The sequence below is a fragment of the Acidobacteriota bacterium genome (assembly GCA_026707545.1).
Lineage (GTDB): Bacteria > Acidobacteriota > Thermoanaerobaculia > Multivoradales > Multivoraceae > Multivorans.
The window spans coordinates 2293293-2310267 of record JAPOWR010000001.1 but is presented as its reverse complement, the minus strand read 5'-3'; the positions used below and the strand labels follow the sequence as shown (position 1 = coordinate 2310267).

10 protein-coding genes are annotated in these 16975 nt (G+C 69.3%); 2 read left to right on the top strand and 8 right to left on the bottom strand.

All coding sequences use genetic code 11. From position 1 onward, the window contains the following. Positions 1 to 10: 10 nt before the first annotated feature. From OXG83_09125 to OXG83_09110, 4 genes are all read right to left on the bottom strand, one after another. Positions 11 to 1693 (bottom strand): CRTAC1 family protein, encoded by a 1683-nt coding sequence (locus OXG83_09125; protein ID MCY3965189.1) that lies wholly within the window; start codon positions 1691 to 1693, stop codon positions 11 to 13. Then, positions 1678 to 3633 (bottom strand): tetratricopeptide repeat protein, encoded by a 1956-nt coding sequence (locus tag OXG83_09120; protein ID MCY3965188.1) that lies wholly within the window; start codon positions 3631 to 3633, stop codon positions 1678 to 1680. Before OXG83_09120 ends, OXG83_09125 begins: the two co-directional genes overlap by 16 nt. Next, a complete protein-coding gene (locus tag OXG83_09115) occupies positions 3630 to 5324 on the bottom strand; it encodes a CRTAC1 family protein (protein ID MCY3965187.1) in 1695 nt (564 codons plus the stop codon). Before OXG83_09115 ends, OXG83_09120 begins: the two co-directional genes overlap by 4 nt. Before the next feature lie 65 nt (positions 5325 to 5389). Next, on the bottom strand, positions 5390 to 6916 hold the full coding sequence (locus OXG83_09110) for an arginine decarboxylase (protein ID MCY3965186.1): 1527 nt from the start codon (positions 6914 to 6916) through the stop codon (positions 5390 to 5392). A gap of 62 nt (positions 6917 to 6978) precedes the next feature. Between OXG83_09110 and OXG83_09105 the strand changes: the two genes are divergently transcribed. Beyond that, positions 6979 to 8268, top strand: coding sequence for a DUF4147 domain-containing protein (locus OXG83_09105; protein MCY3965185.1), 1290 nt, complete (start codon positions 6979 to 6981; stop codon positions 8266 to 8268). A 14-nt stretch (positions 8269 to 8282) separates the two neighbouring features. On the opposite strand, the gene eno is transcribed toward OXG83_09105, so the two are convergent. Further along, a complete protein-coding gene (gene eno, locus OXG83_09100; GenBank protein ID MCY3965184.1) occupies positions 8283 to 9590 on the bottom strand; it encodes a phosphopyruvate hydratase in 1308 nt (435 codons plus the stop codon). A 99-nt stretch (positions 9591 to 9689) separates the two neighbouring features. Between eno and OXG83_09095 the strand changes: the two genes are divergently transcribed. Further along, positions 9690 to 11723, top strand: coding sequence for a PQQ-binding-like beta-propeller repeat protein (locus tag OXG83_09095; protein MCY3965183.1), 2034 nt, complete (start codon positions 9690 to 9692; stop codon positions 11721 to 11723). Between the two features lie 340 nt (positions 11724 to 12063). Here OXG83_09095 and OXG83_09090 read toward each other — a convergent pair whose 3' ends face one another. The 3 genes from OXG83_09090 to OXG83_09080 all read right to left on the bottom strand — a co-directional run bounded on the left by OXG83_09090 (position 12064) and on the right by OXG83_09080 (position 16975). After that, entirely contained in the window at positions 12064 to 13467 is a 1404-nt protein-coding gene (locus tag OXG83_09090; protein MCY3965182.1) for a DUF1552 domain-containing protein, read from the bottom strand. After that, positions 13464 to 15299, bottom strand: a complete 1836-nt coding sequence (locus OXG83_09085; protein MCY3965181.1) for a DUF1592 domain-containing protein — start codon at positions 15297 to 15299, stop codon at positions 13464 to 13466. The genes OXG83_09090 and OXG83_09085 overlap by 4 nt, the downstream gene beginning before the upstream one ends. Positions 15300 to 15397: 98 nt before the next feature. After that, entirely contained in the window at positions 15398 to 16975 is a 1578-nt protein-coding gene (locus OXG83_09080) for a hypothetical protein (protein ID MCY3965180.1), read from the bottom strand.

The following is a 16975-nucleotide window of genomic DNA, read 5'->3' as shown; positions in this document are numbered from 1 at the left end:
CGAGAACCGTCTAGCGGACCACGCGAATCCGGGAGTCGGCCGGCAGGCCGGGGAGGCGCAGGTTCGCGCCGTCGAGCCAGAGGACATCGAGACGGACGCCGGCGGTTTCCTCCTCCTTCGCGGCCGACCCAACGTCGGAGAAGGGCACGCCGAACGTCTGGATCAGGGAGTTCTGAGACAGGTAGGACGAACCTGCCCGGATCTCCCGCTGTTGCGATCCCGAGCCGGCGCGGAGTCTCAGCACGGCGCCGATGGCCCGCCGGTTCGGGCTGCCACGATCGAGCAGACCGACGCGGAGGCTCGCGCCTTGACGGACACTCTCGTTGGCGTAGACCTCCGCGGGACCGTTGCAGTTCGCGATCACGAGATCCAGGTCGCCGTCCTGGTCCAGGTCGGCGCTGACCAGGCCCCGGCTGACACCGAGTGCGGAAAGCCCGCTCGGCTTCACTTCACGGAAGCGGGCACCGTGGTTTTCCAGGATCTGATTCGGCTGGGCGTGGGCGTCGCTCGGGCGTTGGGCGTGGTCCGAGATGTCGTGCAGGACGTGACCGTTGGCAATCCCCAGGTCGAGGTCACCGTCGAGATCGAAGTCCGCGAGGTCGACGCCGAAGCCGACAAACGGCTGCGAAGGTTCGGCGATTCCGGCCGTGAAGCGCTGATCGAGGAACACGCCGTCGCCGCGGTTCGCGTAGAGGGCGTTCGTTTCGCGGTCGAGGTGGGTCACCACGAGGTCGTCGAAGCCGTTCGAATCGACATCGCCGACGGCGATGCCCATGCCGGCCTCCGGCTGGCCGCGGTGGGAGAGGGCCGTGCCGGCGAGCAGCGCGTCATCGACGAAGCGGAGAACGCCGTTCTCGGACCGGTTCAGCAAGTGGAGATTGGCGTCCATGTCGTTGGCGACATAGATGTCCGGCCGCCGGTCGCCGTCGAGGTCGGTCATGACGACACCGAGACCGGCGCCCAGGACGCCCTCGATCCCGGTGGCGGCCGTGCTGTCGACGAAGGCCGCGCTGCCGCGTTCCACAAGTTCATTTCGGTAGAAGCGATCCTGCAGGTCGCCGTAGACGTCCGGGTGGCAGTAGGAGCGCCGGCCGGCTTCCCTTTCGCCGCACACCTTGTTGTTGTCGTAGCCGAAGTCGACGTAGTTCGTCACGTAGAGGTCCAGGTCGCCATCGACGTCCACATCGCCAAGAGCGGCCGATGCGCTCCAGGACGGGTCTGGGGCGGCTTCTTCGGAGGCTGCCTCGCTGAACGTGCCGTCGCCGTCGTTGAGCCATAGCCGATTCGGGCCGAAGGCAGTCAGGTACAGGTCGGGGTCGCCGTCGCCGTCCACGTCCCCCGCGACCGCCCCCATACCGTAACCGTCGAGATGCAGGCCGGAGGCTTCGGTGACGTCGGTGAAGCGGCCGAGGTCGTTTCGCAGCAGGGTCGTCGTGCCGGGTTCGCCCCCGTAGGGCTCAGGCTGCCCGCTGTCCACGAACAGGAGGTCGTCGTCGCCGTCGCCGTCGTAGTCGAAGGCGACGACGCCGCTTCCCAGCGTCTCGATCATGTAGAAGTCGCCTCTGGCGCCGTTGCGGTGACGGAACTGGACTCCCCAGGCGTCCGCGACCTCGACGAATCGGATCCCCGTGCCGGCTGTCGGTTCCTGGGCCGGCACGCCGAGCGCCGCCAGGGCGATCAGGGAGAGAACCACGGCTCCCGGACCGGTTCGCCGGCCAGATAGGACTCGAGACGTTGTTGTTGGCCATTCGTGGGCCTCGCGCCCTGACGTTCGACTTCGGCGATGAGTTGCCGCTGGAGTTCGGCGGCTCGCTCGAACTCACCGATCTCGGCCAGGGCCATGGCGACCGTCTCGGCGTGCTCGATGCTCGGTCGGTTGGTCATCAGGCGCTGCGCGATGGCGAGCGCTTCGCGGCCGTTCCGGATCTGTGGATCCGGACTGGCCGCGAGGAGGCGCGCCAGCAGAGTGTCGAGATGCTCGGCCGCCACCAGCGGATCGTCGGCGGAGTTCGCGAGCGCGCGCCTGGCGCTGGTCAGGGCCCCCCGCGCGGCCGCGTAGCGCCGGGCGAGGAGGAGGGCCATCGCGCGGTCCCGGTGCCAGTCGGGGTTCGACGGGTTCCGCACGAGGGCGCGGGCGAAGTGCCCCGCCGCTTCCGCGTAGCGTTCCTGCTGTCCGAGGAGGCGTCCGAGCAGGACATGGGCCTCGGCGAAGCCGGCGTCGAGTTCCAGGGCCGCGCGCAGGTGAGACATGGCGTTTGCAGTTGCCTCGGTAGCGGCGGGGTCTCCAGTCGCGCCTGCTTCCCCCTCCAGGAGTGTGGCGAGACGGTAGTGAGCCTCGGCTCGCTCCTGGCGAGCGCCCGGCGCGGCTTCAAGGACCTGGTTCAGGGCGGTCCGGGCCGCTTCCAGGCGGCCCCTGGCCTGGTGGGCCGCCCCGAGCGCGAGCCGGGCCGAGGGCAGGGCACCGTCGGCGGCCAGGACTGCATCAAGTACCTCGATCGCCTCGTCCGCCCTGCCGAGCCGGGTCAAGGTGTCCGCCCACCGCGTTCTGGCGTCCAGGTCGTCCGGGTCGATCTCTGTGGCCCGGCGGAAGTGCTGTTCGGCCCCCGCGAAGTCGTTCCGTTCGGCCAGGATCAGCGCCAGGTTGAAGCGGGGTTCCCGGTAGTCGGGGTCCAGCGCGATCGCCTCCCGTAGCCGCGCCTCGGCGGCGGGCTTGTCGCCGAGGTCGACTAGCGCCATGGCGACATTGAACAGGGTCTCGGGATCGTCAGGCAGGGCCCGGAGCGCCGCTTCGAACGCCACGAGGGCGACTTCCGGATTGCCGGTGCGCATCGCCTCGGCGCCGCGGGCAAAGATGGCCTTGCGGCTCACGTTGAGCGCCTGCATGGCCGAGTAGAGGGGGTCGGCGTAGCTGACCGGAATTTGCTGGTTCCGTGCCAGGTGGTCCGCCGCCTCTTCCCGGCGTCCCAGACGGCGCAGGGCGAGGCCGATTCGGTGATGGATGGCCGAGCCCTCGGGCTGGCCCTCGAGAGCCCTGGCGAAGTGCTCGATCGCCTTTTCGAACCTTCCGGCCTCGAACTCGATCCGGCCGAGGCCGAGGTAGGCGGCTGAGTGACCGGGGTCGAGTTCGAGGATGCGGCGGCACTCCGCCGCCGCATGCTCGAAGCTGCCGAGGTCCAGCAGGGCGTAAGCGCGGCGGGTCCTGGCGGCCAGGTCGTTGGGAACGAGCCCGAGGACGCGGTCGAGCGCCGCCACGGCGCCTTCATCGTTGCCGTCGTAAGTGCTCGCGATGGCCTGGTAGTAGGGCCACCGGGCATCAGTCGGGTCGAGTTTCTCGGCGTTGGCGAGCGCGGTTCGGGCAATCCGCCAGAAGTCGTAGACCAGGTAGAGCTGCCCGATGTGTCCGAAGGCGGCAGTGAGCTGGAGGCGATCCGCGTCGGGATCCTCGAGCAGCCGGTCGAGGACTTCGCGAGCGGTGCGCAGTTGCTCCTGCACCGGTCTTTCGTAGCTGTCGACCCGCGGCCTCTCAACCGGCTCGAGAGGTGGTTGCGCACGGCTCGCCGAAGGTGCGAGAGCGAGGCCGGCCGCCAGGACCGCGGCCACCGCTACCGCGATGGCGGGCTCGCGGCTGGTCACGGCGTCCTCTTGCGCGTCTCGGTTGAGCCCTCGCCTCGTACCAGGGTCACGTACTCGCGGGCGACTTCGACCGGAAAGGTCTCGGTGGCGCCGTCGGGCCAGCGCGCGACCAGCGTCGTCGGCGGGCCGGTCGGGAAGACGACGATCACCCTCGGATCGTTGGCCGACGCATAGGAACCGTCGGTGTGAAAACGGCGCCAGCTCCGGGCTTCATCCGCCTCCACCGTCCCCAGCCAGGCGCCCAGGGCGCGGCGGCCAAGCCGAGCTTCGCCGGCAGGCGCCAGTCGGAGATCGACGCCCAGCCAGTCGCGGTCGTCTGGTGCCCGTTCGTTGATCAGGACCTGGACAGGTCCGCCGTTGTTCACGACGACCAGGTCCGGATCGCCGTCGTTGTCCAGGTCGCCCCTGGCGACGCCCCGGCCGACCTCGGTGACGGCCGGTCGTTCGAAGTCTGGCACCTCTTCGAATCGGCCGCCTCCGAGGCCGCGAAAGAGCTGGTTGGGCTCCCGGAGAGGGTGCGGATCGCCTGTTCGGACCTGCTCCTCAATTCGCTTGACTGCGCCGTTGGCGACGTAGATGTCGAGTTCTCCGTCAAGGTCATAGTCCATCGCGGCGGTGCCGAAACCGGTGTAGACGAAACTCGGCTGCCCGAGGCCGCTACGGCGGGTGCGGTCTTCCCAGAACCCGTCGCCCTCGTTGACGTAGAGCGTGTTCGTCTGGTGCTGGAGATGGGTCATGAAGAGGTCGACCAGGCCGTCGCCGTTGAAGTCCTCGGCGAGCACCCCCATGCTTGCTTCCGGCTGCCCCTCGGCGTCGACCGCGGCCCCTGCCAGCACCGCCTCGTCGACGAGCGCGGTGCCTCCCTGGTTGAGCAGCAGGGTGTTCGGGCTCTGGTCGTTGGCGACGTAGATGTCGATCGTGCCGTCGCCGTTCAGGTCGGTCGCCACCATACCGAGGGTGGGGCGCCGCAGATCGCCGACTCCCAGGCGAAACGTCCAGTCCTCGAAAACGCCGTTGCCCCGGTTCCGCAGGACGCGGTTCGGTTCGTCGCGGTAGGCCTTCGGGCCGCAGTAGTCGAGCAGGCCCTGCGGCGAGCTGCAGGTCTTGTGGATGGCGACCCGGAATTCGACGTAGTTGCCCACGAAGAGGTCGAGCAGCCCATCGCCGTCGAGGTCGAAGAAGCTGGCGCCGGCGCTCCAGCGGGGGTCCGCGGTGTTGCTGCCGGCGGTGATGTTGGTGAAGCGAATCGCGCCGGGTTCGGAGTCGTTGCGCCAGAGTTCGTTGGGTCCGAGGTTCAGGATGTAGAGATCGGAGTCGCCGTCGTTGTCGATATCGCCGACGGCGACTCCCATGCCGTAGCCCCGGGCATCGAGGCCGCTCTCTTCGGTGATGTCGGTGAAGCGAAGTGCGCCTTTCTCCAGGTTGTTGCGGAACAGGCGGTCCCGGGGGCCGGCGGTCCCGGATACGGAAGACGCTGCGGCGTCGTTGCGGGGCGCCAGCCGGTGACCCTGACCGAGATAGAGGTCCAGGTCGCCGTCGCCGTCGGCGTCGAAGAGGGCCGCCCCGCCACCCATGTTCTCGGCGAAGTAGAGCTCGCCGGTCATGCCGTTGTCGTGGGTGAAGTCGACTCCAAGTTCTGCGGCGCGGTCGACGAACACCGGCGACCCTTCCTCCGCGGCCAGAGGGGTCACGACTGCGGCAGTTGCAAGCGCAAGGGCAAGGGCGGCGCATTCCAGGTTCCTGGGCACGGGCACGTTCAGCCGAGCGGCATCGGCGCCGCGGTCCGAGGCGGGTTCTTGCGCCCCGGGCGTCCGTAACCCAGGTTGTGCAGCACGTCCTCGGTCGTGTGGCCCGGAAGGACATCGCAGACGAGGTCTCCATCTCCGTTCCGGTCGATCAGGATCTCGGTGGCCTCCGGAAGGACGCAGTGCTTGCTGCCCCGCACGCCGCCGAGCATCTCCTGGTAGGCGCCCACCGCGAAGAAGCCGACGTGAAGGGGGTCTTCGCGCAGTTCGGCCGTGGTCAGGTCCGGGAGAAAGAGGGGCACGGCGCTGCCGCGAGGCGGGTACACGTCGTCGCGATCGCAGGTGACGCCGCCCAGGCGCACACGGCGGAAAGGGCGGTCGAGATGGTTGAGCGGCAGGCAGATGAAGTGCTCGCCGAGTGCCCAGGTGTCCGGGAAGGACGTCATGATCGAGCCGTTGACCAGGTACCACGGAAGCGCTGCACCGTTCTCCTTGACGGTGATGACCTGGAACAGGTGCGCCGCGTGTTCCGAGACCGTGTAGCGGCCGAACTCGCCGATCAGTTCCGGCGGCCTGGTGCCGTGCGCCGCGCAGCGCTCGACTGCCAACTCAAGCAGTCGCCGGGCGAAGCGGTCGTAGTCGAAGCTGTCGTCGAGAGTGGTGCGTCCCGGTACGCCGCCACCGAAGTCGAAGAAGCGCAGATGCTGGTGTCGGTCGCCGAGCCTTGCGTAGAGATCGAGGGCGGGCTCGAGGGCCGCAGCGAACTCCGCCGGTGTGTCACTGGGCGAACCGAACATCGCGTGCAGGAGAACGAAACGTGCTCCGGACGCCTTGTCGATCTGGGCTGCCAGACGTTCCGCTTCATCAGTGTCGACGCCGAAGCGCGAGTCCCGGTCGCCGGCCCCGCTCGCCTCCCGCGGCCGTTTGATCCGAACACCGAACTCGAACTCCGCGCCCGAGTCGATGAAGCCCTGGAGTTCCGAGGCGTCCTCGAGAATCGGGACCACCCGCGGATGTTCGCGCCCTAGCTCCAGGAGGTTGCGGGCGTAGGCGCTTCCAGGCCCCTTGAATCCGTTCGCGAGCACGAACCGATCCTCGGGCAGCAGCCCGGCCCGGATCATGCGGCGCGCAATCTCGACATCGACGTCGGACGACATCTCGTGGTGTGCGCCGGCAGTCAGCGTCGAACGAACGATCTCCTCCGCCGTGTTCGCCTTCGAGGCGAAGGCGAAGTGGAACGGTACGGGGTAGCCGAGTTCGTCGATGGCGCGCCGGAAGCAGTGATCCATTGCTGCCACCTGGGCACGGATGTTCGGCAGGAAGGCGATCTCCAGCGGACTCGGCATCGCCTCGGCCGGCAGTCCGGTCGCGGCAACTCGATCCGGCTCGAAAAAGGCGGCGAGTTCGAGGCCGTGGGCTTGGAGGCGACCGCCGGTGGCCTTGAGAAAGCGATTGAAGCTGTGACCCTCCGGAACCGGCGTCGGGGACTGCCAGCCAATCCTGCAGGCGGCGGAAGGCGGCGCTTGAGAGAAGTCCATGGCGTCCCCGGCTGGGCGGCCATTCTACCGCCAGCGGTATCCAGACGCCGTATCCTTGGCGTGTGACGGAGGCTCTCAGACAGCGGGCCGCGGAGGCCTTCCTCGCCGGCGTCGCGGCAGCCGATCCGGTTGCCTCGACTTCCCTGGCGCTCGAAGAGTTCGATCTGCCCACCGTGGTCGGACGCCGCGTGGCGGTGCTGGCGGTGGGGAAAGCCGCGTTCGGGATGACCGAAGCTGCGGTCGAGTGGCTGGGGCACCGGGTCCATGCCTCGGACGTCCTGCTCGTGACACACGACGAGGCGGAGCGAGGCCGTGCCCGGTTCCAGGCGCTACGCTCGGGACACCCCTTGCCGGACGAGCGGGGCCTCGCCGCGGCGCGCGAGATCCAGCGGCGTGCGGGAACTCTTGGAGCGAATGATCTGGCGCTGGTTCTCATTTCCGGCGGTGCGTCGGCGTTGCTGCCGGCACCCCCTGCCGGGATCGCCCTGGCGGACAAGTTGGAGGTGACGCGCCAACTGCTCCGAGGTGCAGCCACGATTCATGAACTGAACGCGGTGCGCAAGCACCTGTCGACGACCAAGGGAGGAGGACTGCTGCGCCAGCTGCGCCCAGCCCGCGTAGTGACGCTGGCCCTGTCCGACGTGATTGACGACGATCCGTCCGTCATCGGCAGCGGTCCGACGGCTGCCGATCCGTCGACGTTTGCGGATGCCCTCGCGGTTCTGGAGCGGTGCGACGTGCTGGAGACGTGTCCGTCGTCCGTAAGGGAACGATTCGAGGCCGGCATCCGCGGCGAGTTGGAAGAGACGCCGAAACCGGGCGATCCGATCTTCACCGAGGCGGTCTACCGGATCGTTGGCGGCAACCGAACCAGCGTGGGGGCAATGGCCGCGGTCTGCGGCAAGGGTGTCGAAGTCGAGCCCGAGCCTCTCGAAGGCGAGGCACGAGAAGTCGGTGCGATGCTCGCGGCACGCTTCGCTGCCACGCCGTTCCGCGCCTGGGTCGCCGGCGGCGAAACGACGGTCACCGTCCGCGGCAGCGGCACGGGCGGCCGCAACCAGGAGTTGGCCCTCGCTTTCGCGCTCGAAGCAGAGGAAGGTTCGCTCGCCGATCGCCACGACTGGGTCTTCCTCGCCGCTGGTACGGATGGCCGTGACGGCCCTACCGATGCCGCGGGTGGCGTCGTCGACGCGTCGACGATACGCCGCATCCAACGCGCCGGTGTCGATCCGGTCGCAGCGCTCGAGGACAACAACTCCTACCGCGCGCTGGATGCCGGCGGCGCGTTGCTGCGGACCGGAGCGACGGGAACGAACGTGGCGGATGTGGCGGTGTTTCTGAGCGGCGCCTGACGTCCTGGGACTGGCTACGCCGATCGCCGATGCGGGAACGCGTCGAGGCCGGGATAGACGGCGCGGTCGCCGAGTTGTTCCTCGATCCGGAGGAGCTGGTTGTACTTGGCGACCCGGTCGCTGCGGGCGGGCGCGCCGGTCTTGATCTGTCCGGTGTTCCAGGCGACGGCGAGGTCGGCGATCGTCACGTCCTCCGTCTCGCCGGAGCGGTGGCTCATGACGACGCCCCAGCCGGCCGAGCGGCTTCGCTGGACCGCGGCCCTGCTCTCCGTCAGAGAGCCGATCTGGTTCACCTTGCACAACAAGGCGTTGCAGGCGCGTTCCTCGATCGCGCGGTCGATGCGATCGATGTTCGTGACCAGCAGGTCGTCGCCGACCAGTTGCACGTCGTTTCCGCGACGCCGGCACAGTTCGCTCCAGCCTGTCCAGTCGTCCTCGGCCAGGCCGTCCTCGATGCTGATGATCGGGTACTTTCGGCACCAGTCGGCCCAGAGGTCGACGAGTTCGCCGCTCTCGAGTTCGCGGCCCTCGATCGCCAGGCTGTAGCGCCCTGTCTCGTCGTTGTAGAGCTCGCTGGTCGCCGGGTCGAGCGCGATCCGGATGTCGTCCCCGGGCCGGCGACCGGCCGCTTCGATCGCCTCCAGGATGACTTCGACCGCGCGTTCGTTGCCGCCGAGCGCGGGCGCGAAGCCGCCCTCGTCGCCGACCGCGACGGAGAAGCCGCGGTCGTGGAGGATCGCGCGCAGCCGGTGGTAGATCTCGACGCCCCAGCGCAGGCCCTCGGCGAAGGAGCCGGCGCCGGTGGGCATGACCATGAACTCCTGAAAGTCGGTCGAGCCGGCGGCGTGCTGGCCGCCGTTCAGGATGTTGAGCATCGGCACGGGCAGCGTGCGGGCATCGCTTCCGCCGAGCGAGGCGTAGAGGGGAAGGCCACGCGCCGCGGCTACGGCGTGGGCCGCGGCGAGGCTGACTCCGAGCACCGCGTTGGCGCCCAGACGGCCCTTGTTGGGCGTTCCGTCGAGCTCGGCCAGCAGGTGGTCGAGTTCAGCCTGGTCGGCGGCGTCGAGGCCGCGCACCGCGGCCGCGATCTCGCCGTTCGCGTGCCGAACGGCGGCGGTCGTCCCCTTGCCGCCGTAGCGCGCCGCGTCGCCGTCGCGCAGTTCGACCGCCTCGTGTCGGCCGGTGCTGGCTCCGCTGGGGACGATGGCGCGCCCCCGGGCGCCGCCTTCGAGGGTGATTTCGACTTCGACGGTCGGGTTGCCCCGGCTGTCGAGCACCTCGCGGGCGGTGACGGAGGAGATGGCTGTCGTGTTCGCGGTCATCGGGGTCGGCGGAGCCTACTACCGGATGCCGGCCAGAAGGCCGGCGCACCGACACCCGCCACCGGGTAGGATGCGCCGATCCAAGACACGGGGGTGCGGATGTCGAGTTTCGGTCGGCGGGTTGGCGCGGGTTGCGCCGTTGTTCTGGCGGTGTTCGTCGCCGCGCCGGCGGTCGCCCAGCACGGCGCCCAAGGCGGGGAGTGGCGGCATTTCGGCGGCGACAGCGGCTCCACCCGGTACTCGCCTCTGGACCAGATAGACCGGGACAACTTCTCGCGGTTGGAGGTCGCCTGGCGCTGGGAGTCGGCCGATGTCCTGCTGAACGACGTGTCCGAGAAGACGCCCGGGCCCTACCGGAGCATGCCGCTGATGATCGACGGCGTCGTCTACATCGCGACGAACCTTGGTCAGGTCGCGGCGCTGGACCCAGCGACCGGCGAGTTGCTGTGGCGGCACGATCCGAGGGACTGGGAGATCGAGCAGCGGGGTTCCCTGGTCCAGATCCGCGGCATCGAGTTCTGGACCGACGGCGAGGCGGAGCGGATCCTGATCGCGACCCGCGGCGGGCGGCTGGTGTCGATCGACACGAAGACCGGCCGACCGGATCCGGAGTTCGGCGAGGAGGGCGTCGTCGACCTGATGCAGGGCCTTCTTCCGGGGCGGGCGAACCGGAACATGAACTGGACGGCGCCGGTGGTCGTCGTGGCCGACACGATCGTCGTCGGGGCCACGGTCTTCGATTTTCCGCTCCGCAACAACAACCCGCCCGGAGACGTGCGCGGCTTCGACATCCGCACCGGCAAGCTGAAGTGGACGTTCCACGCCGTGCCGCGAGAGGGCGAGCCCTACCTCGAGACCTGGGAGAACGAGTCCTGGCGGAAGATGGGCAACACGAACGTCTGGTCGATGATGAGCGCCGACCAGGAACTCGGCTACGTCTACCTGCCGTTCGGGACGCCGACAAACGACTACTACGGCGGCGACCGCCACGGCGACAACGTCTACGCCGAGTCGATCGTCTGCCTCGACGCCCGCAACGGCGAGGTCGTCTGGCACTTCCAGACGATCCACCACGGCGTCTGGGACTACGACCTGGCCTCCGCGCCGAACCTGATCGACGTCACGGTCGACGGCAGGGAGATCAAGGCGGTGGCGGTCGTCTCGAAGGTGGCGATGACCTACGTGTTCGACCGGGCGACCGGGGAGCATGTCTGGCCGATCGTCGAGGCGCCGGTCGACTACCACTCGCGGATTCCGGGCGAGAAGTTGTCCCGCACGCAGCCGTTCACGACCAGGCCGCCGCCGTTCGAGACCCTCGGCATCGACTACGACGACCTGATCGACTACACGCCCGAGCTTCGCGCCGAGGCGTTCGAGGTGATCCGGGACTACGTGATCGGTCCCGTCTTCACGCCGCCGATCGTTCACGGCGAGGACGGCAAGCGGGCCTACCTCCAGAATCCGGGCCCAGGCGGGGGCGCGAACTGGACCGGCGCTTCCTTCGACCCGGAGACGAACATCCTCTACGTGCCCTCGCTGACGAGGCCCGGCGCCATCTCGCTTTCGCCCCCCGACCCGGCACGCTCAGACTGGCGGTACTCGATCAATCGCCGGCCGATGCCCAAGGTCCAGGGCCTGCCCCTGCTCAAGCCGCCCTACCGGCGAATCACCGCGTTCGACATGAACCGCGGCGAGATGCTGTGGCAGGTGCCGCTGGGGGAGGGGCCCCGCGACCACCCCGCGATCAGGCACCTGAACCTGGGCCGGCTCGGCACACCGCCCCAGGACGGCGTCGTCACCGAAGGCGGCGTCCTGGTGACGAAGACCCTGGTCATCTCGATCGAACCGATCGTCGACGAACTCGGCGACCGCTCCGCGAACGGCAGCTACCTCGTCGCCTTCGACAAGGCGACCGGCGACCTCCTGGCCCAGCTCGAAGTTGACCGCAGCCTTCACGGCGGCCCGATGACCTACATGCACGAAGGCCGCCAGTACATCCTCATCGCCGGCGGCGGCGAACGCCCCGGCCCCGGCACCCCCGTCGAAGCCGTGGCCGTCGCCGGCGCGACGCGCCCAACACCGCGCCACCCGCCGCGCAAGTCCGAGCTCCTCGCCTTCGCGCTGCCGCAGTAGGCGGAGCGTCGTCCGAACGGGCCTCGGTTGTACCCGCCTGCCTGTTGGGGTCCGAGGGGTCTACCTCCAGGTGCCGTTCGCGCTTGGTCGGACGACCGAGGGGCTTGCGCTCACTGCACTCCACTCGCTCCGGTTGGGCGTAGGTCACTGTCGGGTCGTCGGCCGTCGCTCGTTCCGAGCCACCTGGAGGCAGACCCCTCGGACCCCGGCAGGCTGGGAGGCGTTGCCTTGGCTCGGCTTCGTCATTGGGCCACTGACCAGTCCATGGCCGTGTTGGGAGCCCCCTCCCCTCCGGACCTCCCAGCAGGCGGGTGCCACCGACGCCGTCGCGTCGCGTGCGCTACGCCTTGAGACCGGCGAGGGGGCCGACGAGGGAGATGTGGTCGCCGCGTTGGCCGTAGGCGTGGTGGAGGCCGACGTGGTTGACGTCCAGGCCCATCGCGCGGGCGATGCTGACCAGGAGGTGCTGATGCGGGACGCCGGCGAATCGCGTGAGGCCGCCGGGGGCCACCTGGGCCGGGACCCGCATCTGGGCAGGTGTTTCGTGGGGCCAGTGCAGGTAGCGGCCGGTGTCGAAGGCCCAGGAGCCGCCGATCAGGACGGGGCAGTAGTTGCGGTAGCCGTGCCAGCCGTCGCCGAGTTCGGAGCCCCAGACGATCAGCGTGTTGTCCATCAGCGAACCACCGCCCGCGTCCGGGATCGACTCCAGGGTGCTGACGAGACGGGCGACCTGCTGGCCGTGGTAGGCCGCGTAGTGCGTCATCGCATCGTGCTTGCGGACATCCTCGTGGATGTAGTGGGCGATGCCCTTGTGCACCTTGTCGCTGATGTGGTCGGCGCCGAACTCCGCGGTCGGCATTTCGCCAAGGGAGAACGAGACGACCCGCGTGATGTCGCAACTGAAGGCGGCGGCGATGATGTCGGCGAAGGCGTCGAATTGCAGGTCGTAGCGGTCGAACGATGCGGCGGGCCGGGGAGGCGCGTCGCAGGAGAGGGTCGCCAGGCCCTCGAGCCGGTGGCCGAGCCGGTCGACCAGGCCGAAGTGGGACTCGAGCCGGGCACGGTCGTTGGCGTCGAAGCGAGCGGCGACCGCCCGGTACTCCTGGTACGCGAAGTCGAGCGTGCTGCGCCGGTACGCGCCGACCGTGTCGCCCGAGGACGCCGGTCCGAAGACCCGGTTCCAGGCCCGTAGCGGCGTGTTCTCTGCCGGCAGCCGCACGCCGCCGCTGTTGTAGCTGATCGGCCGGCCCGCTTCGAGCGCGGCGTCGACCGAGACCTCCAGCGACGGCAGGCGGTCCGCCCGGGCCAGGTGCGCGGCGACGAGCTGGTCCAGGGAGGCCGATCTCGAGCGGGTGTCGCGGGCGCCGAAGTCCGCGTTGTTGCCGGTCCAGGCGTGGACCCAGCCGCGGTCGTGCCGGTTGCCGCCGCCGTCGAGCTCCGCGGTGGCCAGGGACAGGCCGTCCAGGGCGAGGATGCGGCGACGGTGCTCGTAGAGCGGAGCCAGGGGCCGGCTGAATGCCGTCTCCGGGATCTGCTCCAGGTCGACAGACCAGGGTTCGCTCTCGGAGACGCCGTCCGGGCGCATCTTCCAGGTGGCGTAGGGCCAGCCGTGGCAGTGGCTGATCAGGATCAGGCGGCGGACCTGGGCCGGGCTCTGGGCCAGCGCGCGCAGGGCGCCGCCCGGCCAGCCGGTGCCGAGCGCGGTGAGCCCTCCGAGTTGCAGCAGGTGGCGTCTCGAGATCATGGGCCGCTTTCGAAGCCTACCCCGGCGGAACGAGCGCGGAAGAGGTCGCTGGTGGCGATGGAGACGAGGAGTTCCTTGACCGAGTCGTTTTCTCGGAAGCGCTCCTGGATCGGTTCGAGCCCGGGTGCGTTTCTCGCCAGGTGGCTGCCGAGTGCGTAGCGCGTCCAGTGGAGTGCGTAGCAGTCCCGCACGCGGCGGCTCGCCGCCAGCTCGTGCGCGAACTCGACGCCGTCGGCGAACGTGAGTTCCTCGGCGCCGGGCAGCCGGAGCGAGCCGCTGGCGTCAACCGGCTGTCCGTTGTCCTCGGCGCGCCAGGCGCCCATCGCGTCGTAGTGCTCGAAGGCGAACCCGGCCGGGTTGATCCGGCGGTGGCAGGAGTTGCACTCGCTCGGCTTGGTGGCGGCGGCCGTGCGTTCGCGATTCGTGCTCTCGACGCCGAGCGCGTCGGGCGGCAGCGCGCTCTCGACGCCTTCGATCGGATCGCCCATTTCCATGCAGGCGACGCGTTCCAGGATGCGCACGCCGCGGGGGATCGGGCCAGGTTGCACGGCGTAGGCGCCGATGGCCAGAACCGACGGCAGGGTCAGCACGCCTGCCCGCTGGCTGGGGTCCAGCACGACCGGATCGAGGGTGAGCGGTTTCTTGCGTCCGATCGATACGGAGACGTACTCGATCTGCCGTGTCACGGCGGCGCGCCCTTCGTCCGCAGTCGTCGTTGCGCCGTAGATCGGCGCGGTGCCGCGCGACATGTAGCCGTGGTTGCCGGTCATGAGTTCCGTGAAAGTGCCCGCGCGGTCGAAGATCGCCTCCTCGACGAACAGCTCGGTTTCGAGCTTCATGGAGTGCCGGATCGGTCCCATGATCGCCGGCCACTTCGTGTCGTCGTCGCGCGCGTTCTTGAGTGTTCGGGAAATGCCGAACCGCGGTCCGAAGGCGCGACGCGCGGGCGCGATCAGGAGGACCTGCTCAGTGCCGAGCCACTGGTGGTGGAAGTGGACGACGGCCGGCCGGGCCTTCGGATCGTCGAGCAGGCGCCGTGCCTGCCGTTCGACGCCCTCCGCCGTCTCGAGTTCACCTGCGGCTGCGGCACGGAACAGCTCCTCGTCCGGTATCGAGTCCCAGAGGAAGTAGGAGAGCCGCGCGGCCAACTGCCATCGATCGAGCTGCGTCGCGTCGGTCGCGCCTGGCGCGAGCTTGAAGTGGAATGCCGGGGCCTGAAGGATGCCGGCGACGGTGAGCGCCACCGCCTCGTTGATCGGTTGAGTGGCGATCTGCGCCTGCCAGAACGCCTCGATCCGACCGCGTTCTCCGTCGCGCAGCGGCCGGCGATACGCCCGCTCGGCGAAGCGGAGAATGCTCCTGGCGGCGCAGGCCTCGCGCTCCGCGGCCGGCAGGTCGGACCACCCTGAGCAGTTGAAGAAGGTCGGCGAGAGCAGGGCGAAGGCCCCGAAGTGCATCCCGGCGAGGTGGAGTTCTTCCACCTGGTAGGAAGATGGACTCTGGCCCTGTGCAATGCCCTCGAAGCCGTCGGCGCCGGGCTCGGCCGGGAACGGCCATGGCCAGGGATCGGGCGGCGGGGGAGGCGAGAACACGCCCTTGCTGGCGGTGCGCCGCGGGCTGATCCGGTCCGCGACGGCCGGTCGCCTTGGCCACTGTTCTCCGTCTCTGGGGAAACCGAGCAGGTCGGCGACCGTGTTGTTGTACTCGGACGGCGTGAGCGCCAGGGGCGCCGCCTCGCTTGTCTCGCCCGACTCTTCAGAGACGCCCGCCACAGGCAGCGCTAGCGCGGCGGCGCTAAGGAGCGCCAGCACCACTCTGAGATCGGGCTTCATGGCGGATGGCACGAGCTAGGCTCCGGTGCGGACGAACTTGTAACACTGTATCAGTCCCGTCGATTCCGGGACGGGAACGGGTGGGCGAGACGCGCCGGTTACTCGGCGTCCCGCGCTCCGCTGCCCGAAGTCCGCAGGACGAAGGCGTCGAGCGTCTCCTTCCACTGGGGCAGCAGGGATTGCTCCACGTACATCATGTGCCCGGCGGCGAAGTCCTCGCGGTGGATGTTCGCCCTGAGTTCCGGCGGCAGACCCATATGGTCCATCGTCCAGACAGCCGCGAAGTAGGGCGTCGCCAGGTCGTACAGGCCATTGATCAGGAGCACTTCGAGCGCCGGATTCCGGCGCATGGCGGCGGCCAGGTCGGGAGCGACGTTCGGTGTGCCGTCGCCGCGCGAGAAGCGGCCCGCGCTCACCCGCCCCCAGTTCCAGTCGCGGACGCCGCCGCTCGGGACGTACTCGCGGTCGCCGTCGTAGCCGAGTTCGCTCCTCAGGTAGCTGTTGAACGCCGACGTGTAGGCCGAGCTGATCGCCGTGGACTGCGGATCGTGGGAAGGCCGGGCGCCCAGCGTGTCTCCGGCGGGGCCGGTGAAGCGGGCGTCCAGCCGGCCGACGACCTTGCCTTCGTCGCGCAGCAACTCTGCCTCGAAGGCCGGAGCGGTCACCCGCAGGTCCGACTTCTCGATGAAGTCGCGCGAGAGCCCGGTGTAGCGGTGCATGCGGTCGACCACTCGGGCGCGCGTGTCCGGGTCGAGCGTGCTGCCCCGGAGCAGCGCGGTGGCGTACTCGGTGAGCGCCCATTCCTCGACTTCGGCCATCAGGGTCTCGAGGTCCGCCGGGGTCTTCTTCGGCAGCGCGTCCAGGTAGCGGGCGGCGACCGTGTAGGACGGCAGGTTGACGATGTAGGGGAGGTCGTCGCCGGGCGCGAACTGGATCGTGTTGAACTGCAGGACCGCCGAGACCAGGACGATGCCGTTCAGGTCGATGTTCGCGCGCTGCAGGTGGCTGGCGAGGACGGCCGATCGAGTGGTGCCGTAACTCTCGCCGAGCAGGTAGCGGGGCGAGTTCCAGCGGTCGTGCGCGCTGAGGAAGCGCCGGATGAACTGGGCAAGCGACTTCGCGTCCTCGTCGATGCCCCAGTAGTCGGAGCCGGGAGTCTCGCCCAGGGTGTGGCTGAAGCCGGTGCCGACGGGATCGACCATGACGATGTCGGCGATATCGAGGATCGTCCAGGCGTTGTCCTCCAGAGGGTAGGGCGGTGCGCCCTGCGGGCCGACATCGGGGGTCACCACGCGACGCGGCCCCATGATCCCCATGTGCAACCAGAAGGACGCCGAGCCGGGGCCCCCGTTGTAGGAGAACACCAGGGGGCGCTCCTGCGGCGACGCGCCGTTCGTCCGGAAGTACGCCGTGTACCAGAGCTGCGCGGCCGGGGCGCCGTCGTCGTTGTCGAGCTGGATGCCGGTGACGACGGCGTCGTACTCCACCGCCTCGCCGCCGACCTCGATCGAGTGGCTGGTTTCCCAGCGGCCGGGCGGAGAGGGCGGCTTGGCGGCCGCGGGTTCGCCGTCGCCCTCCTGAGCGCGCGCGGGCACAGCGGTGGCCAAGGCGGCGATGCAGATCAGGGCGAGGGCCGGTCGGGCCGCGACGGGAGGCCTGAGGAAGGGGAACTTCAT